27 protein-coding genes and 1 tRNA gene are annotated in these 24,716 nt (G+C 60.1%); 12 read left to right on the forward strand and 16 right to left on the reverse strand.

The genetic code is table 11. The annotated features are described in order from the left end of the window. The first annotated feature begins 10 nt into the window (after positions 1–10). The 3 genes from AC1RRE_RS18565 to AC1RRE_RS18575 all read left to right on the forward strand — a co-directional run bounded on the left by AC1RRE_RS18565 (position 11) and on the right by AC1RRE_RS18575 (position 1,044). Positions 11–340, forward strand: coding sequence for an integration host factor subunit alpha (locus tag AC1RRE_RS18565; RefSeq protein ID WP_492983252.1), 330 nt, complete (start codon positions 11–13; stop codon positions 338–340). Positions 341–369: 29 nt separating this feature from the next. Beyond that, positions 370–855: a MerR family transcriptional regulator gene (locus AC1RRE_RS18570; protein WP_492983254.1), complete on the forward strand. Its 486-nt coding sequence runs from the start codon at positions 370–372 to the stop codon at positions 853–855. A gap of 112 nt (positions 856–967) precedes the next feature. Next, positions 968–1,044: transfer RNA gene (locus AC1RRE_RS18575), tRNA-Pro, on the forward strand. Positions 1,045–1,068: 24 nt separating this feature from the next. Here the strand turns inward: AC1RRE_RS18575 and AC1RRE_RS18580 are convergent. Beyond that, on the reverse strand, positions 1,069–1,233 hold the full coding sequence (locus AC1RRE_RS18580) for a hypothetical protein (RefSeq protein ID WP_492983256.1): 165 nt from the start codon (positions 1,231–1,233) through the stop codon (positions 1,069–1,071). Between the two features lie 228 nt (positions 1,234–1,461). Between AC1RRE_RS18580 and AC1RRE_RS18585 the strand changes: the two genes are divergently transcribed. Further along, on the forward strand, positions 1,462–1,887 hold the full coding sequence (locus tag AC1RRE_RS18585; RefSeq protein WP_492983258.1) for a hypothetical protein: 426 nt from the start codon (positions 1,462–1,464) through the stop codon (positions 1,885–1,887). A 15-nt stretch (positions 1,888–1,902) separates the two neighbouring features. Here AC1RRE_RS18585 and AC1RRE_RS18590 read toward each other — a convergent pair whose 3' ends face one another. Next, the gene (locus AC1RRE_RS18590) at positions 1,903–2,115 is read right to left on the reverse strand and encodes a heavy-metal-associated domain-containing protein (RefSeq protein WP_492983260.1); all 213 of its coding nucleotides are present in this window, start codon (positions 2,113–2,115) and stop codon (positions 1,903–1,905) included. Between the two features lie 236 nt (positions 2,116–2,351). On the opposite strand from AC1RRE_RS18590, the gene yajC reads away from it, so the two are divergent. From yajC to AC1RRE_RS18610, 4 genes are all read left to right on the forward strand, one after another. Further along, entirely contained in the window at positions 2,352–2,702 is a 351-nt protein-coding gene (gene yajC / locus AC1RRE_RS18595; RefSeq protein WP_492983262.1) for a preprotein translocase subunit YajC, read from the forward strand. 77 nt (positions 2,703–2,779) lie between these two features. Next, positions 2,780–4,381: a protein translocase subunit SecD gene (gene secD / locus AC1RRE_RS18600; RefSeq protein ID WP_492983264.1), complete on the forward strand. Its 1,602-nt coding sequence runs from the start codon at positions 2,780–2,782 to the stop codon at positions 4,379–4,381. A gap of 11 nt (positions 4,382–4,392) precedes the next feature. Further along, positions 4,393–5,349 carry a protein translocase subunit SecF gene (secF, locus tag AC1RRE_RS18605; protein ID WP_492983266.1) on the forward strand — a complete coding sequence of 319 codons (957 nt, stop codon included), beginning with the start codon at positions 4,393–4,395 and terminating at the stop codon, positions 5,347–5,349. A gap of 15 nt (positions 5,350–5,364) precedes the next feature. Beyond that, positions 5,365–5,739, forward strand: a complete 375-nt coding sequence (locus AC1RRE_RS18610) for an Mth938-like domain-containing protein (RefSeq protein ID WP_492983268.1) — start codon at positions 5,365–5,367, stop codon at positions 5,737–5,739. Between the two features lie 73 nt (positions 5,740–5,812). Here AC1RRE_RS18610 and AC1RRE_RS18615 read toward each other — a convergent pair whose 3' ends face one another. Then, positions 5,813–6,394 carry a urate hydroxylase PuuD gene (locus AC1RRE_RS18615; protein WP_492983270.1) on the reverse strand — a complete coding sequence of 194 codons (582 nt, stop codon included), beginning with the start codon at positions 6,392–6,394 and terminating at the stop codon, positions 5,813–5,815. Between the two features lie 161 nt (positions 6,395–6,555). Here AC1RRE_RS18615 and AC1RRE_RS18620 point away from each other — a divergent pair, with 161 nt between their 5' ends. After that, on the forward strand, positions 6,556–7,383 hold the full coding sequence (locus tag AC1RRE_RS18620) for a phytoene/squalene synthase family protein (protein ID WP_492983272.1): 828 nt from the start codon (positions 6,556–6,558) through the stop codon (positions 7,381–7,383). Here the strand turns inward: AC1RRE_RS18620 and trmFO are convergent. From trmFO to uvrA, 4 genes are read right to left on the reverse strand one after another with little or no spacing between them, the layout of a single operon-like run. Continuing rightward, on the reverse strand, positions 7,380–8,735 hold the full coding sequence (trmFO, locus tag AC1RRE_RS18625) for a methylenetetrahydrofolate--tRNA-(uracil(54)-C(5))-methyltransferase (FADH(2)-oxidizing) TrmFO (RefSeq protein ID WP_492983274.1): 1,356 nt from the start codon (positions 8,733–8,735) through the stop codon (positions 7,380–7,382). The genes AC1RRE_RS18620 and trmFO overlap by 4 nt on opposite strands. After that, a complete protein-coding gene (locus AC1RRE_RS18630; RefSeq protein WP_492983276.1) occupies positions 8,722–9,306 on the reverse strand; it encodes a regulatory protein RecX in 585 nt (194 codons plus the stop codon). Before AC1RRE_RS18630 ends, trmFO begins: the two co-directional genes overlap by 14 nt. Before the next feature lie 10 nt (positions 9,307–9,316). After that, positions 9,317–9,727 carry a GlcG/HbpS family heme-binding protein gene (locus AC1RRE_RS18635; protein ID WP_492983278.1) on the reverse strand — a complete coding sequence of 137 codons (411 nt, stop codon included), beginning with the start codon at positions 9,725–9,727 and terminating at the stop codon, positions 9,317–9,319. A gap of 24 nt (positions 9,728–9,751) precedes the next feature. After that, on the reverse strand, positions 9,752–12,640 hold the full coding sequence (uvrA, locus tag AC1RRE_RS18640; protein ID WP_492983280.1) for an excinuclease ABC subunit UvrA: 2,889 nt from the start codon (positions 12,638–12,640) through the stop codon (positions 9,752–9,754). 112 nt (positions 12,641–12,752) lie between these two features. Here uvrA and AC1RRE_RS18645 point away from each other — a divergent pair, with 112 nt between their 5' ends. Then, positions 12,753–13,253 carry a single-stranded DNA-binding protein gene (locus AC1RRE_RS18645; RefSeq protein ID WP_492983282.1) on the forward strand — a complete coding sequence of 167 codons (501 nt, stop codon included), beginning with the start codon at positions 12,753–12,755 and terminating at the stop codon, positions 13,251–13,253. Between the two features lie 81 nt (positions 13,254–13,334). On the opposite strand, the gene AC1RRE_RS18650 is transcribed toward AC1RRE_RS18645, so the two are convergent. From AC1RRE_RS18650 to mazG, 5 genes are all read right to left on the reverse strand, one after another. Next, a complete protein-coding gene (locus AC1RRE_RS18650; protein ID WP_492983284.1) occupies positions 13,335–13,709 on the reverse strand; it encodes a hypothetical protein in 375 nt (124 codons plus the stop codon). A gap of 38 nt (positions 13,710–13,747) precedes the next feature. Next, entirely contained in the window at positions 13,748–14,059 is a 312-nt protein-coding gene (locus AC1RRE_RS18655; RefSeq protein ID WP_492983286.1) for a hypothetical protein, read from the reverse strand. A 12-nt stretch (positions 14,060–14,071) separates the two neighbouring features. Beyond that, positions 14,072–14,341 carry a CsbD family protein gene (locus tag AC1RRE_RS18660; protein ID WP_492983288.1) on the reverse strand — a complete coding sequence of 90 codons (270 nt, stop codon included), beginning with the start codon at positions 14,339–14,341 and terminating at the stop codon, positions 14,072–14,074. 33 nt (positions 14,342–14,374) lie between these two features. Beyond that, positions 14,375–14,668 carry a CsbD family protein gene (locus AC1RRE_RS18665; RefSeq protein WP_492983290.1) on the reverse strand — a complete coding sequence of 98 codons (294 nt, stop codon included), beginning with the start codon at positions 14,666–14,668 and terminating at the stop codon, positions 14,375–14,377. Between the two features lie 207 nt (positions 14,669–14,875). Then, positions 14,876–15,697 (reverse strand): nucleoside triphosphate pyrophosphohydrolase, encoded by an 822-nt coding sequence (gene mazG / locus AC1RRE_RS18670; RefSeq protein ID WP_492983292.1) that lies wholly within the window; start codon positions 15,695–15,697, stop codon positions 14,876–14,878. Positions 15,698–15,837: 140 nt separating this feature from the next. Here mazG and AC1RRE_RS18675 point away from each other — a divergent pair, with 140 nt between their 5' ends. Beyond that, positions 15,838–18,258, forward strand: a complete 2,421-nt coding sequence (locus tag AC1RRE_RS18675) for an MASE4 domain-containing protein (RefSeq protein ID WP_492983294.1) — start codon at positions 15,838–15,840, stop codon at positions 18,256–18,258. Between the two features lie 66 nt (positions 18,259–18,324). Here the strand turns inward: AC1RRE_RS18675 and AC1RRE_RS18680 are convergent, their stop codons facing one another. After that, positions 18,325–19,734 carry a homospermidine synthase gene (locus AC1RRE_RS18680; RefSeq protein ID WP_492983296.1) on the reverse strand — a complete coding sequence of 470 codons (1,410 nt, stop codon included), beginning with the start codon at positions 19,732–19,734 and terminating at the stop codon, positions 18,325–18,327. A 250-nt stretch (positions 19,735–19,984) separates the two neighbouring features. Continuing rightward, positions 19,985–20,395, reverse strand: a complete 411-nt coding sequence (locus AC1RRE_RS18685) for a globin domain-containing protein (protein WP_492983298.1) — start codon at positions 20,393–20,395, stop codon at positions 19,985–19,987. A 483-nt stretch (positions 20,396–20,878) separates the two neighbouring features. Here AC1RRE_RS18685 and AC1RRE_RS18690 point away from each other — a divergent pair, with 483 nt between their 5' ends. After that, entirely contained in the window at positions 20,879–22,519 is a 1,641-nt protein-coding gene (locus tag AC1RRE_RS18690) for an ABC transporter substrate-binding protein (protein ID WP_492983300.1), read from the forward strand. A gap of 4 nt (positions 22,520–22,523) precedes the next feature. Here the strand turns inward: AC1RRE_RS18690 and AC1RRE_RS18695 are convergent, their stop codons facing one another. Further along, positions 22,524–23,624 (reverse strand): DUF1513 domain-containing protein, encoded by a 1,101-nt coding sequence (locus AC1RRE_RS18695; RefSeq protein WP_492983302.1) that lies wholly within the window; start codon positions 23,622–23,624, stop codon positions 22,524–22,526. A 1-nt stretch (position 23,625) separates the two neighbouring features. Further along, positions 23,626–24,705: an imelysin family protein gene (locus AC1RRE_RS18700; protein WP_492983304.1), complete on the reverse strand. Its 1,080-nt coding sequence runs from the start codon at positions 24,703–24,705 to the stop codon at positions 23,626–23,628. Positions 24,706–24,716: the final 11 nt, after the last annotated feature.

Below are 24,716 nucleotides of genomic sequence, written 5' to 3' on the forward strand. Positions count from 1 at the left end.
GGCGTTGGCGATGAGCGAGAATACCCTGACCCGGGCGCAACTGAGCGAAGCGATCTACCAGGAGGTGGGTCTCTCCCGCAGTGAGTCTGCACAGCTGGTCGAAACCGTTCTGAACGAGATCATCGACAGCTTGATCGCCGACCATATGGTCAAAATCTCGTCCTTTGGCACCTTCCAGGTTCGCTCCAAGGGCGGCCGCATGGGGCGTAATCCCAAGACCGGCCAGGAAGTACCGATCGATCCGCGCAAAGTGTTGGTATTCCGCGCCAGCCATGTGCTGAAGGAAAAGATCAATGCCGGCATGCATGCGGTAACGCAGCAGACTAAGACTGGCTCATAACTCTATATTATTCTTGGTGAATCCGAGGCATGGCCGATCAGCCTGAGCTGCAGGACAAGACCATAAAAAGCAAGACTGGCGCTGCCTTTCGCACTATCGGCGAAGTGGCTGACAAGCTGGATTTGCCGCAGCATGTGCTGCGCTTCTGGGAAAAGAAATTTCATCAGATTCGTCCGGTGAAGCGCAATGGCGGCCGTCGCTATTACCGCGTTGAGGACATCGCGCTTCTAAGCGAAATCCGGGCCCTGCTGCATGAACAGGGCTACACCATCAAGGGTGTGCAAAAGCTGCTGCGAGAAGGCGGGCTGGCCAAGGCCGTGCGCGCGCGGGCTCAGAGTGAAAAGAAAGCTCCAGAGGCTGAAGCCGTGCCGGCAAGGAAAGCCGGAGATACCCGCCAGATCGGGATGCCCTTTGATCTTCTGAGCGACATGGGCAACATGAAACAGGCGTTGAAGACCTGCCTGAAGGACCTGGAGTCTATCCACGCCGATATCGTGGCGCGGCAAAACCGCTGAATTTGCGCTTTTTCCAAGGGTTTCGCGCGGTTGCGCGTGACGGAGGCGGTGGCTATAGTGCGCGCCGCTTCGCAGCGCCGCCTGCTTACCCGGCCGCCCTGCAAAGCCCGGTCGGACTGTAGCGCAGTCTGGTAGCGCACTTGTCTGGGGGACAAGGGGTCGTGGGTTCAAATCCCGCCAGTCCGACCATTTCTCTTTTCATCTGGCCACTAGTCAGGCTTCCAGCTGCTCCTCGGCGAGTTGGGGCAGATGCCAGACTTCGTGCTCAACCATGATGCCCACCTCATCGCGCCACCAGCGCGCGTCGGCCGCTCGGCGGGCGTTGGAAGGACCCTCACGGTCCTGGGGCGGGTTACTACGGTCAGTCTGCTTGATCATGGTGACCTCGCTGATCGGGCGGGGAGAAGATGCAAGCCTAACCGGGACCGGCCAGAACCGTTCCGCTGCAGTGCGGGATGTCCCGGCGATGCCACATGGGTCACACCGCGTTCACGAGGTAACACCTCAGGTTTCTGTCACGTTCCCGCTACTACCTATCCGTCTAAGGCAAAAATTAACCTTCTGGGCTTCCACTGGTCATGGGTGGCTAAACAGGCGTGGGGGCAGGTGGTGCATCAGCATTCGACCGAACGCGAGACGGCTGTCCGTCTGGGCGAGAAGGCAGATTTTGTCGATATCTGTGCCAAGGATGGCATTTTGACCATCGATCTGGTCGGGGCCCCGAATGGTGACCAGCTCTATATCGGCCTGCAGAAGGGATATGAGCGGGGCTGGATCAAGACCAGGATGCAGACTTTGATCGATGTGACGGCATTCCATGGCACGATCGATTGGAGCGCGGTGAAGGCCATTGCGAAAATGGCCAACTGGAGCAGCCGCGATCACACCCCGCAACGCGTGGCCTATGTAAGTACCGATCCGTTCTTTGTTTTTGTGATCAAGGCAATCAATGCGATCTTTCCACAGTCGACGCATTGTCTGTTTTCGGATCGCACGGCTGCACTGGGGTGGCTGCGCAGTCTCCATCACTGAACCGCGAAAACTGCATCAAATCTTGTCGCTTTCAACAATGCCATAACCCGCATCACGGATCGCATTGCGCACCACAGCCTGCCGATCGGCCGGCAAATCCTTGAACCTCACCTGATGGCGCCGCAAGTCCACCTCGAAGGCCACACCCGGGGCCGCCAGGCCGATGGCATTGCTTATTGCCCGTTTGCAGGCATCGCAGGTCATGCCCTCGATCCGCAGGATATGCATGGTCCAACCGCTCCCAACTGTGCTGCATGAATTATAGGATGGCGCGTGCCTTTCGGCTATCCCGACCACTGCGACCTGACACCGCAGGCAGTTGATATATCTGGACTTTTGTCTATCTGAAAGGTTTGGGAAAGGGGGCGCGATACTTGCTTTTGGAGCGTCCCCGGCTATAGTCCGCGTCTCTCGCCGGCGGCATGTCTGCCGCCAGGCTGCACATATACGACAGGGAGCGTTTCATGCTGATTTCTGAGGCCTATGCGCAGGCGGCCGGTGGCACCACCGACATGCTGACCTCGCTGCTGCCGCTGGTCCTTATCTTCGTCGTCTTCTACTTCCTGCTGATCCGTCCGCAGCAGAAGAAGATGAAAGAGCACAAGGCCATGATCGAAGCCGTTCGCCGCGGCGACGTGGTGACCACCGCCGGCGGTATCATCGGCAAGGTGCTGAAGGTGCAGGAAGACGGCCTGGTCCAGGTCGAGATCGCCGAGGGCGTCAAGGTGAAGGTCCTCAAGGGCACGATCGGCGAAGTCCGTTCGAAGGGCAGCGACAGCGATGCCGAGGACAAGAGCGAAGCCAAGGCTGGCTGATCTCCTGACTGTTGCGAACGGCGCCGCATGATCCGGCGCCGTTTGTTCTTTGAACGATACGATCTGGTGTAACGGCAATGATGTACTTCGCGCCCTGGAAGATTGTGCTGATCGCTCTGGCCTGTCTGGCCAGTGTGATTTTCAGCATCCCAAGCTTCTTCCCGGCTGCCACTGTGGCGACCTGGCCGAACTGGCTGCCCAAGCGGCAGATCAGTCTCGGTCTCGATCTGCGTGGTGGCGCCCATCTGCTGCTGGAAGTGGATACCAGCGCCGTTCTGCGTGAACGTTTGGAAGCCGTTGTTGAAGGCGCACGCAACGAGCTACGTCAGGCCCGCATCGGTTATACCAATCTCGGTGTTTCTGGCAGTAATGGCGTTCTGGTTCGTCTGCGCGACCCATCGCAGACCGAACAGGCCCGCCAGCTGCTGACCAAGCTGGGCAACGCTGTCCAGAGCACCGCAGGTCTCGGCTTCGGTGCGACCCAGACCGATCTGCAGATCGCGACCACGCCAGATGGCCAGATCCGCATGACTCTTTCCGAGGTCGCACTGCAGGAGCGCGCCCGTAATGCCGTTTCTCAATCCATCGAGATCGTGCGCCGCCGCATCGATCAGACCGGCGTTTCCGAGCCGACTATCCAGCGTCAGGGCGACAGCCGTATCCTCCTGCAGCTGCCGGGCGTAAGTGATCCGCAGCGTCTGAAGGAACTGGTTGGTAAGACCGCCAAGATGACGTTCCGCATGGTCGATACCGGCGCTGATCCCAATGCGCCGCCACCGGGCTCGGAAGTGCTGGAAAGCGACAAGGGCCGTGGCGAACGCTACGTCGTCCGTCGCAAGGTAGAAGTGTCCGGTGACAACCTGGTGGATGCGCAGCCGGGTTATGACCAGCGCGGTGGCCAGCCCATCGTGTCCTTCCGTTTTGATACTACGGGTGGCAAACGTTTTGCTGAAGTCACCCAGCAGTCCGTGGGCCAGCCCTTCGCCATCGTGCTGGACAACAAGGTGTTGAGTGCGCCAGTGATCCGCGAGCCCATTCTGGGCGGCTCGGGTCAGATCAGCGGCAACTTCACCGTGACCGAAGCCAATGACCTGGCCGTGCTGCTACGCGCCGGTGCACTGCCTGCGCCGCTGAAGGTCGTCGAAGAACGCACCGTCGGTCCGGACCTGGGTGAAGATTCCATCCGCGCCGGCCTGATCTCAATTGCCGTCGCCGCGGCCCTGGTCGTGATTTACATGGTGCTGGCTTACGGCCTGTTCGGCCTGTTTGCCGACGTGGCCCTACTGGTTAACTTGATCATGACTCTCGCAGCGATGTCGCTGCTGCAGGCGACGCTGACCTTGCCGGGTATCGCCGGCTTGCTGCTGACGCTGGGCATGTCGGTCGACGCCAACGTGCTGATCAATGAGCGCATCCGGGAGGAGACCAAGCTGGGCAAGTCGCCGATGGCGGCGATGTCGGCCGGTTTCAGCCGTGCCTTCAGTACCATTTTTGATGCAAACGTCACGACACTGATCAAGATGGCGCTGCTGTACTCGTTGGGATCCGGCACGGTAAAGGGTTTTGCCGTTACCATCTCGATCGGCATTCTCACATCGATGTTTACAGCCACCGTTTTGGTCCGCCTGATGATGGTGACCTGGCTGCGTCAGCGTCGCCCGACGCTGCTGCCGGTGTAAGGAGGCGCCCCATGTACAAGCTTCGTCTTATTCCGGACAACACCAACTACCCCTTCATGAAGGGCCGCGTCATCGGTCTGGCGGTGTCAGCTTTCCTATCCGTGATCTCGGTCGTGCTGTTTTTCTATCCCGGCCTAAACTATGGCATCGATTTCAAAGGCGGCATCGTCATTGAAGCCCGCCTGCAGCAGCCAGCCGATTTCCCGGCACTGCGCGGCCTGATCAGTAACCTGAACCTCGGCCATTCTGCCTTGCAGCAGTTCGGTGGCCCGAATGATGTGCTGATCCGTCTGGAGCGGCAGGGCAATGAGGATGCTGCGGCGCAGGTCGCGGCCGACAAAGTGCGCGGCGCCCTGACCCAGGCTTATCCTGGTACTGAAATCCGCCGTGTCGAAGCCGTTGGCGCCTCTGTGTCCGAAGGTCTGTTCCGGGATGGCATGCTCGCCATGGGCCTGGCCCTGGTCGCTATGCTGATCTACATTTGGTTCCGCTTTGAGTGGCAATTCGGCATTGGTGCCATTGCCACACTGGTGCTCGACGTCACCAAGACCATTGGATTCTATGTTGTCACCGACATCCAGTTCAATCTGGTTGCCATCGCTGCCGTGCTGACCGTGATGGGTTTCTCGGTGAACGACAAGGTGGTGGTCTATGACCGCGTCCGTGAGAACCTGCGCAAGTATAAGACGCTGCCGCTGCGTGCCCTGATCGACAAGAGCATCAACGAGACGCTAAACCGCACGGTCAATACCTCGCTGACGGTGTTCCTCTCGACCATTCCGCTGGCACTGTTCGGCGGTGAGGCGGTACGCGAATTCGCCTTGGTGCTGCTGTTCGGCATCGTGTTGGCGACCTCGTCCTCGATCTTCATCGCCGCGCCAATCTTGCTGTTCCTGGGCGAGAACCGCCTGCGTCGCGGTCAGCCGGCGGAGCAGCCCGAGGCCAAGACGGCCGCGCAGCGGCCGTAAGCGGCGGGGGCAGCCATGGATCTGCTGCCGCGTATCCCGGTCGATCGCCAGGTGATCAACGCCTATGGCGATGGCGGCTTTCGCATCTCGGGTAAGCACTGGACGGAATCCGTGCTGGTCTTTCCGGGGCAGACCCTGCCCTGGGGTATTACCGATATCAGGAATATGACACTCGCCTCGCTGGAGCCGGTCTTTGCGGCCGGGGCCGAGGTGGAAATCCTGCTGCTTGGCTGCGGACCCAGTATGGTCTTCATCGACAAGGGGCTGCGCGCCCAAGTCCGTGCCCGTGGCCCGGTGATAGAGACGCTGGATACCGGTGCCGCCTGTCGCACATACAACCTACTGATGGGCGAGAGCCGTCGCGTGGCGGCTGCCCTGATCCCGGTCTAGGCCTCAGACATCAGGACAAAGAAAAAGGGCGGCCATCACTGGCCGCCCTCGTTCGTTTGGCTGGAGCGTCGGCTTACCAGGCGCCGCCATTCTGCTGGGCGACCATGCAATACAGCATGGGGATCGACAGCACGAAGTTGGTGCGCGAGCCCAGCATGGCCATGCGGGCTGCCTTGGCCTTAGAGGCATCGTCGGTCGGGACAATGCCCAGCGCCTTCTTCTGGTTCGGCCAGATGATGAACCAGACATTGGCCGCCATGAACAGACCGAGATACATGCCGATGCCAATGGTGCGGCTGCCTTCCTGCATGGCGAAGGCCTGGTGGCCATAGCCGTTCAGGATCGACAGGACCAGACCGGTGACCACCGTGGCCACAGCGGCCCAGCGGAACCAGAACAGGGCTTCCGGCGCGATGAACTTGCCCACGGCGGGCTTCAGTTCGGCCGGGATCTTCGGCATGGTCGGAATCTGGACGAAGTTGAAGTACCAGAGCAGGCCGATCCACAGGATGCCTGAGAGCACATGCAGCCAACGGACGAAGAAGCTGGCGAAGGCCGCGTCAACGCTGTTGCGATGGACAAGGAGGAAGACGACCAGCGCCAGGACGACGCCGGCGCCGAGCGCCTTGTAGAGGTTTTCCAAAATCTTTGCCATGATGCTGGTCCTTGTTGTTCTTGTTCAGGCGTTGCTTGATGCGGTCCGCGGATGGGCGCCCCGGAGACGGGGCTGGGAAGGGGCGAATCGATGACGCTGATCTGCGTGCAACATTCCCCTGATTCGCTGGCCGAACCGTACCATAAAACCACCATTTCCACATGATCGAATCGCCAGACGACCACTGCGCCCGCGAGCTGAAGCGATACGATCCCGATCGCTGGCTGACGGCCCTGTTCGCACCGGATGATCGGCGCGCCGGCCTGTTCGCGCTCTACGCGTTCAATGCCGAGATCGCGCGGGCACGGGAAGCCGTGAGCCAGCCGATGATCGGCCAGATTCGTCTGCAATGGTGGCGCGAGGCCTGGGACGGTATTCGTGCCGGCACGCCGCGTCAGCATCCGGTTGTCCTGGCCTTGCATGCCCATTGCCGTGACCTGGACATCGAACAGGTGAATGCCCTCATTGATGCACGCGAGCAGGACATGGAAGAGCAGCCGCCGGCCGATATGGCAGCGCTGTTGTCTTATGCCGAACTGACATCCGCGCCTCTGATGCGGCTGGCGCTGCAGCTGCTGGAGAGCAGGGCCGATGATGCGCTGATACGAGATGCCGGCACCGCCTATGCGCTCATCGGTCTGTTGCGCGCGGCGCCATACTTGATCGCACAACAACGCGTCCTGCTTCCCGCCAGCTTGCTGGGTGCGCATGGCCTGTCGCCGGACGAGCTGCATCAGACCGATTGCAGCGCCAAACTGCCGGCCGTGCTGGCCGAGTTGGCCGTCGAGGCCAGGCAGCGGCTGCAGTCAGCAAAAAATGCAAAGGCACCACGCGCAGCCTTGCCGGCATTGCTGCCTGCAACACTGGCTAGTCTGCATCTGAAGGCGTTGCAAGGAAGTGGTTACGACCCGGTGATTGCCGAACCGCGTGTTACACCGTTGAAGAAGCAGCTGGCACTGCTCTGGGCATCCTTGCGCGGGCGGATTTAGGCTGCCGCGGCTGCATGGTCCTTGAGCCAGAGGCCCAGATCGTTGAGCGCCCGGCGGCTCAGGGCGCGCTTTCGCTCGCTCTTGTGCACTTCTTCTCCCGGCGGCGGGAACAGGCCAAAGTTCACGTTCATCGGCTGGAAATGCTTGGCATCAGCGCCGCCGGTAATGTGGTTGTGCAGGGCGCCAAGTGCTGTGGTCGCTGGCGGCGGCGTCTGTTCGCTGCCCAGACGCTGCGCGGCAGCCATGCGGCCGGCAATCAGTCCGATAGCTGTGCTTTCAACATAGCCTTCAACGCCCGTCACCTGACCGGCGAAACGCAGGCGCGGCATCGCCTTCATGCGCAACTGGGTATCCAGCAGTTTGGGTGAATTCAGGAAAGTGTTGCGATGAATGCCGCCCAGCCGGGCAAATTGCGCATTCTCCAGACCGGGGATCAAACGGAAAATGCGTGTCTGCTCACCATGCTTCATCTTGGTCTGGAAGCCTACCATGTTGTAGAGCGTGCCCAGCTTGTTATCCTGGCGCAATTGCACGACGGCATAGGGTTTGCGACCGGTTCTCGGATCAGTCAGGCCGACTGGTTTCATCGGTCCGAAGGTCAGTGTGCGCGGACCGCGCTCGGCCATCACCTCAATCGGCAGGCAACCCTCGAAATAGGGCGTGCTCTTTTCCCAGTCCTTGAACTCCGTTTTCTCAGCCGCCAGCAATGCGGCATGGAATTCGAGATAGTTTGGCTTCTCGAAAGGACAGTTGATGTAATCGGCACCATCACCGGCCGGACCGACCTTGTCATAGCGTGACTGGAACCAGGCCTTGTCCATGTCGATACTGTCTTTATGGATGATCGGTGCAATGGCATCGAAAAAGGCGAGGCTCTGCAGGCCGCTGAGCTGACCGACTGCTTCAGCCAGCGCCGGCGAGGTGAGGGGGCCAGTCGCCACAATCACGTTGTCCCAGTCCTCTGGCGGCAGGCCGGCAACCTCGCCGCGTTCCAGCTTGATCAGCGGTTCGGCGGCGATGGCTGTTTGCACTTCGCCCGAGAAGACATCACGGTCGACAGCCAGCGCACCGCCAGCCGGCACCTTGGCCACTTCGGCCGCGCGCATGATCAGCGAATTGCAGCGCCGCAGCTCTTCATGCAGCAGGCCGACGGCATTGCCTTCGACATCGTCGGAGCGGAAAGAATTCGAACAGACCAACTCGGCCAGATTGTCGGTCTGGTGCGCATCGGTCTTACGGTGCGGCCGCATCTCGTGCAGCACCACCGGCACACCCATACGGGATACCTGCCAGGCTGCTTCCGAACCGGCGAGACCGCCGCCAATGATATGAACGGGCTTAATCTGCGTCATGCAAAAGGTCCTCCAGCGCCGGCACGTCGGCAGCGCTTAAAATCTTCATGGCGATCGCTTGGCTGAAGCCGCGGCGCGCCAGAGCGCCGAGATCTTTCTGCTTCATCGCTCGGCGTTCCTCGGGGTCGGCACGATAGGGTCCCAGCTTGCGCTTGCGGGCAAAGGCCGCGGCTGCAGGCAGATCGGAAACTGGCGTATCGGTTTCGTCCTGCAAGCGCTCGAGCGCGGCTGCAACATCCTCTTTTCCCACACCCTTCACGGCCAGCGTCTGCTTGATCCGGCCGAGTGACTTGCCTTCAGCATACAGGCGTCGGACCCGGCTTTCGGCATATTTGCGATCATCCAGCAGGTGATTGCGCTGCAGCTTGGTGATCAGGGCGGTAACCCAGCCCACGGCTTCGGTTTCTGTCGGTGCACCATGTTCGGCGATGGAGCGCCGTATTTTGCGATCCAGCGTTCGGCGGAGATTTTCCACCGAACTGCTGTACCGTTCCAGATAGAACAGGGCGGCCTTTTCCAGATAGTCCGGTGTGATCTTCTTCGGGACCTTCTTCTGGCGGCCGCCTGTCATGGGAGATGGATCAGACCAGCTTGGCGATGCCGGCCAGGGCGATCTGGGAATCCTCGCTGGATTTCACGCCCGAGACGCCGACGGCGCCAATGCAGACGCCGTCCACGATGATCGGCTCGCCGCCTTCGAGCAGCACCATGTCGCTCACTGCAGCGGCCGTCAGGAAGGCCGTGCGGCCGTTGGCAATCACGTCTTCCAGGTTCTTGGTCGGCTTGCGCGAGAAGGCGGCAGCCTTGGCCTTACCCTGACTGATATAGGTCGACTGGGTCGGCGCGCCATCGAGGCGCTGGAAATGCAGCAGATGGCCGCCATCATCGACGATGGCGATGCTGACTTTCCAGTTGTTCTGGTTTGCCTCGGCTTCGGCACCGGCGGCAATCGCCTGAACGTCGGACAGGGTGAGGGCCTTACGCGTAATCATGGATTCGACTTCCCCTTGGCTTCGTTATTCCGCCGCGGCGCGGCTTGATTTCTTCTGGTTCGGTGTGGCGCGCTGCGCCGCCGGTTTGAGATACTCTTTCAGATACTGGCCTGTATAGCTTTCCTTGACCTTGGCTACATCTTCGGGCGTTCCCTGGGCCACGACGCGACCGCCGCCGCTGCCGCCTTCGGGGCCCATATCGACGATCCAGTCGGCCGTCTTGATGACTTCGAGATTGTGCTCGATGACGATCATGGTGTTGCCGGAATCGACCAGGGTATGCAGCACTTCAAGCAGTTTGCGTACATCCTCGAAATGCAGGCCCGTGGTCGGTTCATCCAGAATGTAGAGCGTGCGGCCGGTGGCGCGCTTGGACAGTTCCTTGGCCAGCTTGACGCGCTGTGCCTCGCCGCCAGAGAGCGTCGTTGCTGATTGCCCGATCTTGATATAGCCCAAGCCGACCTTTTCCAGCGTTTCCAGCTTCTCGCGGATGGTGGGAACGGCCTTGAAGAACTGGGCCCCGTCTTCCACCGTCATGTCGAGCACATCGGCAATCGACTTGTCGCGATAATGGATTTCGAGCGTCTCGCGGTTGTAGCGCTTGCCCTTGCAGACATCGCACTGCACGTAGACGTCAGGCAGGAAGTGCATCTCGATCTTAATCAAACCATCGCCCTGACAGGCCTCGCATCGACCGCCCTTGACGTTGAACGAGAAGCGGCCCGGGGCATACCCACGCGTCTTGGCTTCCGGCAGGCCGGCGAACCAGTCGCGGATCGGACCGAAGGCACCAGTATAGGTGGCTGGATTCGAGCGCGGCGTGCGGCCGATCGGCGACTGGTCGATGTCGACGATCTTGTCGAGCCATTCCAGACCCTCGATGCGTTCATGGGCACCCGGCAGCTCGCGGCTGTTGTTCAGCTTGCGTGAGATCGCCTTGAACAGCGTCTCGATGGTCAGGGTCGACTTGCCGCCGCCCGATACGCCGGTGACGCAGGTGAAGATGCCCAGCGGGAAATCGACGTTGATGTTCTGCAGGTTGTTGGCCTTGGCGCCGATCACCTTGATCTGCTTGTTCAGAACACGCTTGCGACGCACCTTCGGCACGGCGACCGATTTGGCGCCGGTTAGATACTGGCCGGTGACTGATTTCTTGGACGTCATGATGTCTTCAGGTGTGCCCTGGGCGATGATTTCACCGCCATGCACGCCGGCCGCCGGCCCCATGTCGATTACGTAATCGGCCTGACGGATGGCTTCTTCATCATGCTCGACCACCAATACGGTGTTGCCGATGTCGCGCAGATGAACCAGCGTCTCCAGCAGCTTGGCGTTGTCGCGCTGATGCAGGCCGATGGAAGGTTCATCCAGCACATACAGCACACCGGTCAGGCCTGAGCCGATCTGGGACGCCAGGCGGATGCGCTGGCTTTCACCGCCCGACAGCGTGCCGGACGACCGCGACATCGAGAGGTAGTCGAGGCCAACATTGACCAGGAATCCGAGGCGATCGTTGATCTCCTTCAGGATTCGGGACGCGATGTCCTTTTCCTTGGGCTTCAGTTTCTTGGTCAGATCGAGGAACCATTGGCGCGCTTCCAGGATCGAAAACTCGCAGACCTCGCCGATGTTCTTGGCGCCGACTTTCACGGCCAGCGCTTCAGGCTTGAGACGATAGCCGTTACAGGCTTCGCAGGAGGTGGCGGATTGATAACGCGACAGTTCCTCGCGGATGGTGTCGGATTCGGTCTCGCGCCAGCGACGCTCCAGATTGGGCAGCACGCCTTCGAACGGCCGCTTCACTGTATAAGTCCGCATGCCGTCGTCATAGGTGATCGGCACGACATCCTCGCCTGAGCCTTGCAGGATGGCCTTACGGGTCTTGATCGGCAGGTCCTTCCACTTGGTCGCCAGCGAGAACTTGTAGAACTTGGCCAGACCTTCCAGCGTCTGCAGATAATAGGGCGAGGGCGTCGCGGCGCGTGACCACGGCACGATGGCGCCTTCACGTAAGGAGATGCCTTCTTCCGGCACCACCATGGCAGCATCGAAATACATCTTCGATCCGAGACCGTCGCAGACCGGACAGGCGCCATGCGGGCTGTTGAAGGAGAACAGCCGCGGTTCGATTTCCTCGATGGTGAAGCCCGAAACCGGGCAGGCGAACTTGGCCGAGAAGATCGTGCGTTCGTCCTTGTCGGCATTTTCGGCAAAGGCGATGCCGTCGGCCAGGTTCAGCGCGGTCTCGATGGAATCAGCCAGGCGACTCTGGATGTCGCTGCGCACCACCACGCGATCGACCACGACCTCGATATCGTGCTTCAGCTTCTTGTTAAGCGCCGGGACTTCGCCGATCTCGTACAGCTTGCCGTCGACCTTCACACGCTGAAAGCCGCGCTTCTGCAGGTCCTGCAGCTCTTTGCGGTACTCGCCCTTGCGGCCGCGCACGATCGGGGCCAGCAGCAGTAGGCGGGTACCTTCGGGCATCCCGAGCACACGGTCGACCATCTGACTGACCGTCTGGCTTTCGATGGGCAGGCCAGTGGCGGGTGAGTAGGGCACGCCGACGCGGGCATAGAGCAGACGCAGGTAATCGTAGATTTCGGTGACAGTACCGACCGTCGAACGCGGGTTCTTCGAGGTAGTTTTCTGCTCGATGGAGATTGCGGGGCTGAGACCGTCGATATGGTCCACATCGGGCTTCTGCATCAGCTCCAGGAACTGGCGAGCATAAGCCGAGAGCGATTCGACGTAGCGGCGCTGGCCCTCGGCATAAATGGTGTCGAAAGCCAGCGAGGACTTGCCCGAGCCGGACAGGCCGGTCAGGACAACCAGCTTGTCGCGGGGGATGTCGACGTCGACATTACGGAGATTATGCTCGCGGGCGCCGCGTACGGATATGAACTTCTGCATGGATAAACGCCGGTATCTGGGGGTGCCGATTATTGCGCTTTACGGGACAGTTGTTCACTATACCCGCCTTGTATATTATAGGACTAGTTCAAGAACGGATAGGGGTTAAACAATGGCTGGCAGCGTCAACAAAGTAATCCTGGTTGGTAACCTAGGGCGCGACCCCGAAATCCGCAGCATGCAGTCGGGTGAGGAGATCGCCCAGCTGTCGGTTGCGACCTCCGAAACTTGGCGGGACAAGGCCTCGGGCGAGCGCAAGGAGCGCACCGAATGGCACCGGGTGGTCATTTTCAACGAGAATCTGGTCAAGGTCGCCAAGCAGTACCTAAAGAAGGGCTCGAAGCTCTATATCGAGGGCTCGCTGCAGACCCGCAAGTGGACCGACAAGGATGGCGCCGAGAAATATTCCACCGAGGTGGTGCTGCAGCGCTTCCGCGGCGAATTGACCATGCTGGACGGCCGTGAAGGCGGTGGTGGCGCAGGCGGAGGCTTCAGCAGCGGCGGTGGTGACGATTACGGGAGTGGCGGCGGCTCGGGTGGCGGCGGTGGCCGTTCCAGCGGCGGTGGCGCGCCGGCCCGTCGTGACGACATGGATGACGAGATTCCGTTCTGATCTTTCAGAACTCCGAACAGCAAAAAGGCGCAGACTGAAATCTGCGCCTTTTTCTTTTTTTCATGCTGACGACTCGTTTCGCTACTTTCGCAGCAGGGAACTCAGCACCACGCCCAGGCCGGCAGCCACACCCACTGAAGCTAGAGGGTGTTTACGGGCGAACGGCTCGATCTCGGCGCGAATCTTGTCGATATCACCCTGGAAGCTGTGACGGGGCCAATAGGTCCAGGCCAGCGCGGCCAGAATCCCGATTACCACGATCACGCCAATCAGTGTGCCGCCGGCGGCCGCAGCAGCGCCATGTGGCGTCATGCTCAGGCCGTAGTTCAGGAACAGTGCCCAACCGAACAGCACGAAGGCTGCGAACAGAGCCGCACAGGCAATGATCCCCAATACGGCCACGACAGCCATGCGCTGTCGCTGCCGTTTCGAGGCTGCCGCCTGAATGCCGCTCATCAACAGGCCCGGCAGTATGGCTGCAAGTGGCGAAGCCATTATTTACGCAGCAGGATGGCCAGCAGGGCACCGGCCGCGAAAGCTGCCAGAAGACTGCCGCCCGGATGTTCCTGCACGGTCTCTTCAAGCTTGTCCAAGGCTTCGCGACCACGATCCTTGAGGTCACCGGTCACTTCCTGCAGCTTTGCCTGCAGGGCAACGATCTCGGCCTCGGCGAGAGCTGTGCCGTCCTTCTTGGCGCGTTCAAGGAGGGCACCGAGCTGACTTCCGACATCCGCGACCTGATCGCGGAGGACGTCAATGTCACCATCGGCTGTTGCGGCGCTACGCCGGCGTGTACGGGTTGCCATGATCAATACTCCTCAATGCTTGCTTTTGGTCTGGGGCTTGGAAACTTCGTTGAGCCAGTCTGCGATCTGACGCTCGGCCTGATCTGTCAGGATGCCATAGCGTTCCTGGATCTTGCCGACGAGCTGCTGCTGGCGGCCGGCAATGACATCGAGGTCGTCATCGGTCAGCTCGCCCCAGCGCTCACGGGCCCTGCCGGCGAACTGTTTCCAGTTGCCTTCGACACGATCCCAAGAAGGCAGGGCAGCCTTCAGGTTGGCTTCGCGTTTGGTGCTGTCACCCATGGTGAAATCCTTTCTTGCCTGGTGGCGTGCAGGTCAGTTGCGGACGGACTGGGTCTTCTCCCATTCGTCGACCTGCTTTTCGGCTTCCTTCTTGGCGATGCCGTAACGCTCCTGAATCTTGCCGACCAGTTCCTGACGTTTGCCGTTGATCACTGTGACGTCATCTTCGGTCAGCTTGCCCCAGCGCTGCTTGGCTTTGCCAGCGAACTGGTTCCAGTTACCTTCGATCTGATCCCAGGTGCCGCTTGAAGCGGCGTAGACGGCTGCCGGCGGCGCGGCGGCAAGCAGGGCGAGGGCGGAAATGGCGGCGACGGCGATCTTGCGCATGGCGATATCCTCCTGACGCTGGTGAATGACCTGATTAAAACCGGAACGCAGGTCTGCTAGTTCCCGCCGCAGATGCAGAAAAGTCTCCTGCGGCAGCTACAAGCTTTTGATTCGGCTAATAGTGCATTGCAGGATATCGGAGCGAAGTGTGGCGCTCGCGGGACGCTCGGAAGGCTATTCCGGGGCCATATCGTGGCTGGATACGTGCTAGCGCTTTTCGCGCTGTTTAGCTTCGTTCCAGGCAGCATCCATGGTGGCAAGATCGCTGCTGTCCAAATCCTTATGTTCTGTCTTGAGAATGGATTCCATCTGACTGAAGCGGCGTTCGAATTTCCGGTTCGCTGCACGCAGGCATGCTTCGGGATCGAGTTTCAGGTGCCGGGCGAGATTGGCGACGACGAAGAGAAAGTCACCGAATTCCTCGGCCATGGCCTCTGGCGTGCCGCCTTCGATCTCGTCTTGAAGCTCCTGGAGCTCTTCCCTGATCTTGTCGAGTACCGGACGTTTGTCGGGCCAGTCGAAGCCGACGCGCGCTGCACGGTTCTGCAGCTTCACGGCACGCAGCAGCGCGGGCAATCCTGGGGTCACGCCGGCCAGAACTGGCGAAAGACCGTCCTCGATGGCGCTCTGGGTCTTGGCCGCCCGTTCGGCTGCCTTGATGTTTTCCCAGTTGCTGCTCACCGCATCCGCGTGATCGGCTTCGACATTGCCGAAGACATGGGGATGGCGGCGAATCATCTTGTCGGCGATGCCGGCGGCGACATCGGGGAAGGCGAAGTGGCCGGCCTCTTCAGCCATGCGGGCATGAAACACCACCTGCAGCAGCAGGTCGCCCAGTTCATCTTTCAGGCCGGGCAGGTCGTTGCGCGCGATGGCATCCTCGACCTCGTAGGCTTCCTCGATTGTATAAGGCGCGATGGTCGCGAAAGTCTGCTCCAGGTCCCAGGGACAGCCGCCATCGGGGTTGCGCAGTTGCGCCATGATGCGCAGCAACTCGGCCAGGCTGGAAAGGTCTTGGGATGTCGTCATGGCTATATCCTTGGGGGGCCGACAGGATGCGTTGAACCGGCAGGCATAGGCAATACACAGGCATTTCCGGTTGAACCTTTACCTGAAATGCTCAATGTTAGGACGCGCATAAGTTCACATTTTCGCCAAGTGAGAGCGAAATGGCTGCGGATAAAGTCTTTCTTTCCATGGCGTCCGCCGGACGGGCAGAACAGCGCCTTGCGCTGGCCGTCGTTGCCGTTTCCATTCTGGTCTTTGTCGCCGCGGCACCTTTCGCAAAGATGCCGCTGGCCCGGTTGGATGCCTTCATCCCGATCTACCAGTCCGCCCTGCTGGTCAATGATCTGATCACGGCCGTGCTGCTGTTCGGACAATTCAGCATCATCCGGTCACGGGCGCTGCTGGTTCTGGCCAGCGGGTATCTTTTCACCTCTCTCATGGTCGTCCTGCATACCCTGAGCTTCCCCGGCCTTTTCGCACCGGGCGGGCTGCTCGGTGGCGGGCAGACGACGGCCTGGCTGTACATGTTCTGGCATGGCGGCTTTCCGCTGGCTGTTATCGCCTATGCCTTGTTGAGAAAGCGCGACGCGGATTTCATATCTGCGCCATCAAGTCGCAATGCCATTCTGGCAAGCATTGCCGTGGTTGCAGTGATCGTCACGGCCCTGCTTCTGCTGACAACGATGGGGCATGCTGCCCTGCCAGCCATCATGCGAGGCAATGTCATGGCGCCGGCTCTGGTCGGTGTCGTTTCGGTCGATATCGGCCTCAGCCTGATTGCCTTGCTTCTCTTGTGGCGTTCACGCCCGCATTCGATCCTTGATACATGGCTGATGGTGGTGATGTTCGCCTGGTTCTGCGATGTCACGCTCAGTGCCCTGTTAAATGCCGCGCGGTTCGATCTGGGCTTCTATGCCGGCCGGATTTACGGATTGCTGGCAGCCAGTTTCGTCCTGATCATACTCCTGCTGGAAAACACCAGGCTTTACGCTCAGCTGGCGCAGTCTCATACAAGCCTTGCGATTGCCAATGACCGGTTGGATGACTACGCCCGCGGCCTGGAAGGGCAGGTGCAGGCGTCGGAAGAAAAATACCGCCTGTTCATGGAGCAGGCGCAGGATGGAATTCTTGTGCTTGATACAGCTGGTGTAATTCTGGAAGCCAACCGCGAGACAGAAATCCTGCTGGGGCATCCGCGCTCCGACATCCTGGGAAACCAGTTCACAAGCTTCCTCGCCAGGGAGGATTCACCCGAAGTTCAGGCCAATATCGATCAATTGCTGACTGCAGCGTTTCACCGCGTCTCTGATTTGCATCTTGCGGCGGGAGATCAGGAAACGCTTATCGAAATCGCATCGTCCCGGATACAGATCGGTGATCACACCCGCATCCTGGTGATTGCCCGCGACATTACAGAGCGCAGCAAACTGGAGCAGCAGCTACGGCAATCCCAGAAAATGGAGGCAATCGGACAGCTGACCGGTGGTCTGGCGCATGATTTCAACAACCTGCTGGCTGTCGTGGTCGGAAACCTGGATTTGCTGGAAGACCATTTGAAAAATGACGGTGAAGCCGGGGAATACGCGCAGACAGCTCTGGATGCCGCTCTGCAAGGCGCAGAACTGACAAAGCAGCTGTTGGCGTTTTCCCGCAAGCAGCCATTGCAGCCGCGTCGTTGCGACATGAATGAACTCGTCGTCGACATGATAAAGCTGCTGCGCCGGACTTTAGGCGAGCATATCGAAATCACGTTCGATCCCAAGTCCAACCTTCCGGAAGTGATGATCGACCCGGCATTGTTCGGCTCGGCCATCGCCAATCTTGCCACGAATGCCCGGGATGCAATGCCGGAGGGCGGCCGACTGACATTCACGACGCAGAAAAGCGCGCTGGATGAAGGCTATACGGCACTCCACCCGGAAGTGATTCCCGGCGATTATGTTGTCCTGGCTGTGTCCGACACAGGCAGCGGCATTCCGCCTGAAAGCTTGGCGCGGGTCTTCGATCCCTTCTTCACCACCAAGCCCGTCGGGCAAGGGACCGGCCTGGGCCTCAGCATGGTGTTCGGGTTTGTGAAGCAATCGGGTGGTCACATCAAAATATACAGCGAAGTCGGGCGAGGGACGGTTGTCCGCATTTATTTGCCACCGGCAAAGAATGTGAAGGATCAGGCGCCGGCGCAGCAGGACGCCGGGACGCAAATCCCGCCCGGCGGTGAGACCATTCTGGTGGTCGATGATAACACCAACGTGCGCCAGATCGCGGTCCGACAGCTGACCAATCTCGGCTATAAGGTCCTGGAGGCCGATACGCCTGCCACGGCACTGGCGCATCTCAAGAATGGCGAGGCCATCAATCTGCTGTTCACTGATATCGTCATGCCGGGCGGCATGACGGGTCAGGAGCTGGCGCAGACGGCGCTCGCACTGCGTCCGGATTTAAAGGTCCTGTTCACGTCAGGATTCCTGGGTTCGAGCATGCCTAACGCCACGCAACTGGAACCAGGCGATGCTTTTCTGGGGAAGCCGTACCGTTTGCAGGAACTGGCGCAGAAGCTGCGGAGTGTGCTCGATCAAGGATAGATCTGAAGAACCTTGAATCGAAACGGGCCCGTCATTGCTGACGGACCCGTTTGAAAGTATCGCGTTTCAGATGACGCGGAAATTCTTGAACTGCCACGGATCATCGCGGTCCACCTCTTCGGGGAACAGCTTTTCGCGATCCTGCAGCGGGGTCCAGTCGCTGTACGCACCGGCCATCTCGCCCAGATAGGGCAGGCAGATTTCCATGATGCGGGCGTGATCCAGTTCATCGGCCTCGACCAGGCCGGCGGTCGGATTTTCGATGGCCCAGATCAGGCCGGCGAGCACAGCAACGGTCACCTGCAGGCTAGTGGCGTTGTTATGTGGCACCAACTTGCGGGCATCCTCGATGGTGAGGCGAGAGCCATACCAGTAAGCGCCCTTCTTGTGTCCCATCAGCAGTACGCCCAGCTCGTCCATGCCGCTGGTGATCTCGTCCATCATCAGGCGCTTACGCGACTGCATCTCCCAGTTCTTGCCGGCAACTTCATGTACAGAGAGCACGGCGTCGTCGCAGGGGTGATAGGCATAATGCACCGTCGGACGATAGGCGACTTTGTCGCCTTGCTTCACGGTGTAATAATCAGAGATCGAGATGGACTCGTTATGCGTGACCAGGAAGCCGTGGAAGGGACCTTCCAGCGGGGTCCAGGTGCGCACGCGCGTGCCGGCGCCGGGACGCAGCAGGTAGATGGCGGAATCACAACCGAAGTCGTGACGGCGGCCGTCGGCCGGCATCTGCTTCTCATGGCTGCCCCAGCCGAGTTCGGCCGGCTGGCAGCCTTCGCCGACGAAGCCGTCGATCGACCAGGTATTGACGAATTCGTCGCGTTCCTTGGGCTGGTGCTCAGCCACCTGGGTATCGCGCTCGGCGATATGGATGACCTTGACGTTCAGCGTCTGGGCGAGGGCACTCCAACCAGCACGATCCTTGGGTACAGTCGTGCTGACGCCGGTGTCGCGCGCGATATGCAGCAGCGCTTCCTTGACGAAGTGGGAGACCAAGCCAGGATTGGCGCCATGGGTCAGTACAGCGGTTGGGCCGTTCTTGTATTTGGAGATCAGCGCGCGAGCAGAGTCACGCAGGGCATAGTTCGACCGCTGCGAGGGTGACTTGGACGGATCGGTGTAACCGCCTGCCCAAGGCTCGATGCAGGTGTCGAGATACATGGCGCCCAGTTCCTGGGCCAGTTCGATCAGCGCGACGGACGAAACATCAACCGACAGGTTCAGCAGGTAGTCGCCCTTGGTCAGCAGGGGCTGCAGTACCGTGCGGTAATTGTCGCGGGTGAGGGCGATCTTCTCGAACTTGATCTTGTATTCGTTGGCGACATCATGGCCGCGCTCTTCCGCGGTCACGATGGTGATCTTGTCGGTCGGCATGTCGATATGACGCAGGATCAGGGGCAGGACGCCCTGGCCGATGCTGCCGAAACCGAGGATGACCAGTCGGCCGGAATACGCCACGTGCTTCATTCTTGGAGACTCCTGGAGAGGCGATGGATTTTGGGATGGGCTTTACTCGATCATGCCCCTCGCTACCAGAGCCGGATGACAATCACGTGGAACTGATCAGCAAGAGGGCGCACCTGTCCGGATCGACAAGCGCCAGCGATCACGTCCTTTGGATGTGGGAATTATGTAGTATATTCAATAATATCAATATATTATAGAGATATTATTATATATAAGATCGGGTTTAGCTTCCAAGAGTCTTATATACACGTTAAATCCGGCTGCTTGAGCGCATCATGAAAGACACAAGGTCATAGGCATTTTGCCAGCTCTGCCGGATTTCATCGTCAAAATCCGGCCCCAAGGTCTCTTCGATGGTCTGCAGCAAAGCATCGCCGGCGCGATCATAGTGGAGCTTGGTAACGCCATAGGTCGTGTGGCGGGCGCCCAGTTCCAGAATGGCCTGCGTGATTTTAGGCAGGTCATACAGATTGGCGACAATGACCTCCAGGGTGGCCATCAGCTTGGTCTGCTGGGCCGGCATGTCCACCGAGCGAAACAGCACCTCGGATGAGGGATCGGCAGCAAACAGATTCTGGTAAAACAATCCGGCAAAATCCGTGCGGTGCTGCTGGATGATGCGGAAGGATTGTTGCACCCGTTCGACCTGATCGTCTCGCATGTTGCCTCACATCCATAACGTCGGAAGTGGCGACGCTGATAAACGGGTAGGATAGGCAATTCTCTAGCCTCGTAGTGCTACCGGTTTGCCTCGGACGGGGCAGCGAAACTGACTTCCTAATCTTTATCTGTTTATCGGATAATGTATATTATGGAAAATAAAAGATGCGAGCTAAGCCATTATAATCAAATATATTTCTATACAGCCCTTTGGTCCGGCCGGTTACGGATCGCTCGCTTCCAGATCAGGACATCAGTTATCGTCAGAACGATCATCGCCGGAATGGTACCGCTATAGGTTCAACCAGAACCGCTGCTTTCGATGCCGCCTGCTGCACGTCGGTTGGGCAGGCTCACAAGGCGTCCTCGCATAACCCCGTGTATATGCCGCTTTCTCCGTATGGCGCGCTCTTTGCAATTTCTCCGCCGTTGCCCGGCATCCACTGCGGCGACCATTTCTGGAGATACCGACATGAGCCGCTCTATGAGCCTCCCCCAAATCCCTCCGCAGGCGTCCTGGCGCCGCACTGTGACCGCCGCCGCCCTGGCTCTGACCCTGCTGGCCGGTACTGCCCTGACAACGGTGGCCGCCCATGCGCAGAGCGTCATCCGCTATGGCATCTCGATGGCCGATATTCCGCTTACCGCCGGCCAGCCGAACAATGGCGCGGGCGGCTACCAGTTCACCGGCCATACCATCTACGACCCCTTGGTCGCGGTTGAACTGAACATCGCCGACCGGCCGGGCAAGCTGGTCCCGGGGCTGGCCGAAAGCTGGAAGGTCGATCCGGCCGATCCGAAGAAGTGGGTGTTCACTCTACGCAAGGGCGTGAAGTTCCACGACGGCTCGGAGTTCACGGCCGACGCCGTGGTCTGGAACCTGGAAAAGGTGCTGAACGACAAGTCGCCACATTATGATGTCAAGCAGGCCTCGCAGGTGCGCCCGCGTATTCCTTCGGTCGCGAGCTGGCGCAAGATCGACGACTACACCGTAGAGATCACCACCAAGGCGCAAGACGCCCTGTTCCTCTGGCAGCTCTCGTGGTTCCTGATTTCCAGCCCAGCCCAGTATGAAAAGGTCGGCAAGGACTGGGACAAGTTCGCCTCCACCCCGTCGGGTACCGGTCCATTCATGCTCAGCAAGCTGGTGCCGCGCGAGCAGGCCGAACTGACCAAGAATCCGAACTACTGGGACAAGACCCGCATCGCCAAGGCCGACAAGATCGTCCTGGTGCCGATCCCGGAAGCCTCGGCGCGCACTGCCGCGCTGCTGTCGGGCCAGGTCGATATCATCGAGACTCCGGCGCCGGATGCGGTACCGCAGCTCAAGAAAGCCAACATGAAGATCGTGCAGAATGTCACGCCGCATGTCTGGCCTTATCACTTCAGCTTACTGCCCGGTTCGCCCTGGACCGATATCCGCGTACGCAAGGCCGCCAACCTGGCGATCAATCGCGATGAGGTCGTCGCGCTGCTGAATGGTCTGGCCATGCCGGCCAAGGGCCAGGTCGATCCGACCAGCCCGTGGTTCGGCAAGCCCAGCTTCGACATCAAGTATGACCCGACGACCGCCAAGAAGCTGATGGCTGAAGCTGGTTACTCCAAGGAAAAGCCACTGAAGGCCACGGTGGTGATCGCGACCGGCGGCACCGGCCAGATGCTGTCGCTGCCGATGAATGAATACGTGCAGCAGGCGCTGGGCGAAGTCGGCATCCAGCTCGAATTCAAGGTTGTCGAACTGGAAACCCTGTACACCCATTGGCGCAGCGGCGCGAAGTCCGACATCAACCAGGGTATCACGGCGATCAACCTGGCTTATGTAACCTCGGACCCCTTCTACGCCTTCGTCCGCTTCCTCTACAGCAAGTACACCTCGCCGAACGGCGTGAACTGGGGCTTCTATGATAACCCCAAGGTGGACGCGCTCGTCGACGAGGCGCGCGCCACGGCTGACATCTCAAAGCAGGATGCCATCATGGCCAAGCTGCATGAGATTTATGTCGACGAGGTGCATTACCTCTGGGTTGTGCATGACACCAATCCGCATGCCATGCATCCCAAGGTGAAAAGCTTCATTCAGGCCCAGCACTGGTTCCAGGACCTGACGACGATCGGCCTGAACTAAGACGTCAGGCGACAACCACCATGTGGTTGTCCCACTGAATCCCGCTGCGGGCGGCCAGATCCTCGATTTGGCCGCCCGTTCGCAGTTTGAACAGGCGTCCCAGGCCGTTTGAGGCGAAGAAGCCGGACCCGGCCTGCGGCGCGATGCCGCAAACGTCGCGTGCCTCGCCCACCTGCACCAGTTCTTCCCGGTGCATATCCCAGACCAGCACACGGTTGCCGCGTGGACTGCTGACCGCAAGATAGCGGCCGCTGTCATCCATGGCGGCCGAGCCACAATACTGCTGCAGCGCGGCGCGCTGTTCCTCGGGCATGGCGAGATAGCGCAGGGTTTTTGCACCGGCTGATGCATCATGCAGGGCTACCAGCGGTACATCGTCCTCTTCCGGGCCCTCATACTGCATGGCGATGGCTACACGGCCCTGCCGGTCGATGGCGATATGCCGGATGCTGAGCTGATGCAGTTCTTTCTCAGGCCTGATCTGGCTGATCACGCGGCCATCGCGACCATCGAGATAGACCAGCGACGGGTCCATGTCGGCGATGTTCAGTTTCAGGCGCGGCAGATCGGCGCGCATCAGGATGCCGCCATTGGCCACGACCAGGGTCTGGCCATCGGGCATCAGTCGTATTTCATGGGGATCGAGGCCGTGGGTACGATACTCGCCGACGCGGTTCCAGTTTTCGCGCGCCGCATAGATACCCAGCACGCCCTCGCCTGTCGAAGCAATCACCTCGGTGGCGAACAGCAACCGGCCGTCAGACGTGATGGCGCCATGGCCGCAGAAGCTGCGGTCGCGGGCCGCCGGGATCATGCGCCCTTCATTGCCGCTCTGCGGATCGAAGGCAAAGGCGAAGTCGCCGGGACGGCGCGAAAACGCCACGGCGATGCGGCCATCGGGACTGCGGGCAAAGCTGTGGCCGCGCTGCGGCAACGGCCGTTGATATCGGATCGTGCCATTGGAATCGAAAGCTGCGAAGCCGAATCCGCCTTTTTCGCCATAAGCATTGAGATACAGACGATCCGGCGCAGCCGCCCGCAGACCGGCCGGCAGCAGGGCCACGGTCCCCAACAGGGGGAGCGCCGTGCGACGGGTAATAATCATCTCAGTCGCCATCCAGCGCGTTAAAGCCGACGGGGATATCCAGTGCCGGTGGCAATTTCTCCAGCAGCAGCTTCTTCAGCGCCAGCACTTCGGCCGCCAGCTTTTCGGCCTGTGGCCGGGCCGCCTTATCCTGCACGGCAGTTTCCAGCGGCACTTTCAGGGCCGACGCGGCATTCAGGGATTTAGAGAAGGCGTCACGGATGGCGGCATCCAGCGGCTTGTCGGTCACGGCCGGCGAGAAAGCAGACTGATAGAGGTTCTGCGCCGCTTCCAGATTGCGTTGCACATTGCGCAGTGAACGCTGGCTGCGCCAGGACTCTGCCACGCGCGGCCGGGCGTCGTTGACCGAGGCGCCGAGCGGGCGCGCCAGCTTGTGATCGGCCGAGAGTTCGACGGCGGTATAGAGGCTCTTGAACAGTTCGAGCGCCGCTTCCTGCTCGTCACGATAGGGCGCATCCGGCTTGCCGGTGTCAGTCACCGATTTCGCAAAGGCCTTGTCGCCGCCCTCGCGCCAGGCACTGCGCGTCTCCTGTGCGATATGCGACAGGTTGGTGGCGATCGCCTGCACATAACGGCAGCGATAGGCGGATTCATTCCCCGCAGTCAATTTGTTGGCGTCTTCACCGAAGATCAGGCGTTCCAGCGCCGGCAGGCCCTGCGTCGCCACACTGCCCTTGGCCATGGTGTCGACATCGACGGCGCCAGCAGCATGCTTGGCCAGCATCTCGGACATCTGCTTGGTGATGGTGTTGCGCTGGTCAGGCCAGAAGGCGAACCGCTGGCTGCGGAAGAACCAGTCGATTGGCCCGAAGCGCACATGCTGGATATCCTGCCAGGCATCCATGGTGCGGCCGAAAGCAGACTGCAGGTCAGGCAGTTTTACCGTCGAAGGAACAGTGCAGAAGGCCTTCGCGGCTGTATCCAGATCGGCGGTCGCCGTCACCAGCGCATCATAGCGTGGCTGGATATGCGTCTCGACCGCGGCGCGATTCAGGGCCTTGTAGGCCTCCGGCTCCACGGCATGGCCGGGTAGGCTGAGGAGACCAACGATGAGGCACAGGATCAGGCCAGAGAGACGCATGGCAGACTCCA

The organism is Ferrovibrio sp. GW821-FHT12D07, assembly GCF_058807275.1.

Bases quoted from the DNA above. Each gene is read 5' to 3' on its own strand.
- AC1RRE_RS18565 (WP_492983252.1), top strand. From the start codon at position 11: ATGAGCGAGAATACCCTGACCCGGGCGCAACTGAGCGAAGCGATCTAC.
- AC1RRE_RS18570 (WP_492983254.1), top strand. From the start codon at position 370: ATGGCCGATCAGCCTGAGCTGCAGGACAAGACCATAAAAAGCAAGACT.
- AC1RRE_RS18580 (WP_492983256.1), bottom strand. From the start codon at position 1,233: ATGATCAAGCAGACTGACCGTAGTAACCCGCCCCAGGACCGTGAGGGT.
- AC1RRE_RS18590 (WP_492983260.1), bottom strand. From the start codon at position 2,115: ATGCATATCCTGCGGATCGAGGGCATGACCTGCGATGCCTGCAAACGG.
- yajC (WP_492983262.1), top strand. From the start codon at position 2,352: ATGCTGATTTCTGAGGCCTATGCGCAGGCGGCCGGTGGCACCACCGAC.
- secD (WP_492983264.1), top strand. From the start codon at position 2,780: ATGATGTACTTCGCGCCCTGGAAGATTGTGCTGATCGCTCTGGCCTGT.
- secF (WP_492983266.1), top strand. From the start codon at position 4,393: ATGTACAAGCTTCGTCTTATTCCGGACAACACCAACTACCCCTTCATG.
- AC1RRE_RS18610 (WP_492983268.1), top strand. From the start codon at position 5,365: ATGGATCTGCTGCCGCGTATCCCGGTCGATCGCCAGGTGATCAACGCC.
- AC1RRE_RS18615 (WP_492983270.1), bottom strand. From the start codon at position 6,394: ATGGCAAAGATTTTGGAAAACCTCTACAAGGCGCTCGGCGCCGGCGTC.
- AC1RRE_RS18620 (WP_492983272.1), top strand. From the start codon at position 6,556: ATGATCGAATCGCCAGACGACCACTGCGCCCGCGAGCTGAAGCGATAC.
- trmFO (WP_492983274.1), bottom strand. From the start codon at position 8,735: ATGACGCAGATTAAGCCCGTTCATATCATTGGCGGCGGTCTCGCCGGT.
- AC1RRE_RS18630 (WP_492983276.1), bottom strand. From the start codon at position 9,306: ATGACAGGCGGCCGCCAGAAGAAGGTCCCGAAGAAGATCACACCGGAC.
- AC1RRE_RS18635 (WP_492983278.1), bottom strand. From the start codon at position 9,727: ATGATTACGCGTAAGGCCCTCACCCTGTCCGACGTTCAGGCGATTGCC.
- uvrA (WP_492983280.1), bottom strand. From the start codon at position 12,640: ATGCAGAAGTTCATATCCGTACGCGGCGCCCGCGAGCATAATCTCCGT.
- AC1RRE_RS18645 (WP_492983282.1), top strand. From the start codon at position 12,753: ATGGCTGGCAGCGTCAACAAAGTAATCCTGGTTGGTAACCTAGGGCGC.
- AC1RRE_RS18650 (WP_492983284.1), bottom strand. From the start codon at position 13,709: ATGAGCGGCATTCAGGCGGCAGCCTCGAAACGGCAGCGACAGCGCATG.
- AC1RRE_RS18655 (WP_492983286.1), bottom strand. From the start codon at position 14,059: ATGGCAACCCGTACACGCCGGCGTAGCGCCGCAACAGCCGATGGTGAC.
- AC1RRE_RS18660 (WP_492983288.1), bottom strand. From the start codon at position 14,341: ATGGGTGACAGCACCAAACGCGAAGCCAACCTGAAGGCTGCCCTGCCT.
- AC1RRE_RS18665 (WP_492983290.1), bottom strand. From the start codon at position 14,668: ATGCGCAAGATCGCCGTCGCCGCCATTTCCGCCCTCGCCCTGCTTGCC.
- mazG (WP_492983292.1), bottom strand. From the start codon at position 15,697: ATGACGACATCCCAAGACCTTTCCAGCCTGGCCGAGTTGCTGCGCATC.
- AC1RRE_RS18675 (WP_492983294.1), top strand. From the start codon at position 15,838: ATGGCTGCGGATAAAGTCTTTCTTTCCATGGCGTCCGCCGGACGGGCA.
- AC1RRE_RS18680 (WP_492983296.1), bottom strand. From the start codon at position 19,734: ATGAAGCACGTGGCGTATTCCGGCCGACTGGTCATCCTCGGTTTCGGC.
- AC1RRE_RS18685 (WP_492983298.1), bottom strand. From the start codon at position 20,395: ATGCGAGACGATCAGGTCGAACGGGTGCAACAATCCTTCCGCATCATC.
- AC1RRE_RS18690 (WP_492983300.1), top strand. From the start codon at position 20,879: ATGAGCCTCCCCCAAATCCCTCCGCAGGCGTCCTGGCGCCGCACTGTG.
- AC1RRE_RS18695 (WP_492983302.1), bottom strand. From the start codon at position 23,624: ATGATTATTACCCGTCGCACGGCGCTCCCCCTGTTGGGGACCGTGGCC.
- AC1RRE_RS18700 (WP_492983304.1), bottom strand. From the start codon at position 24,705: ATGCGTCTCTCTGGCCTGATCCTGTGCCTCATCGTTGGTCTCCTCAGC.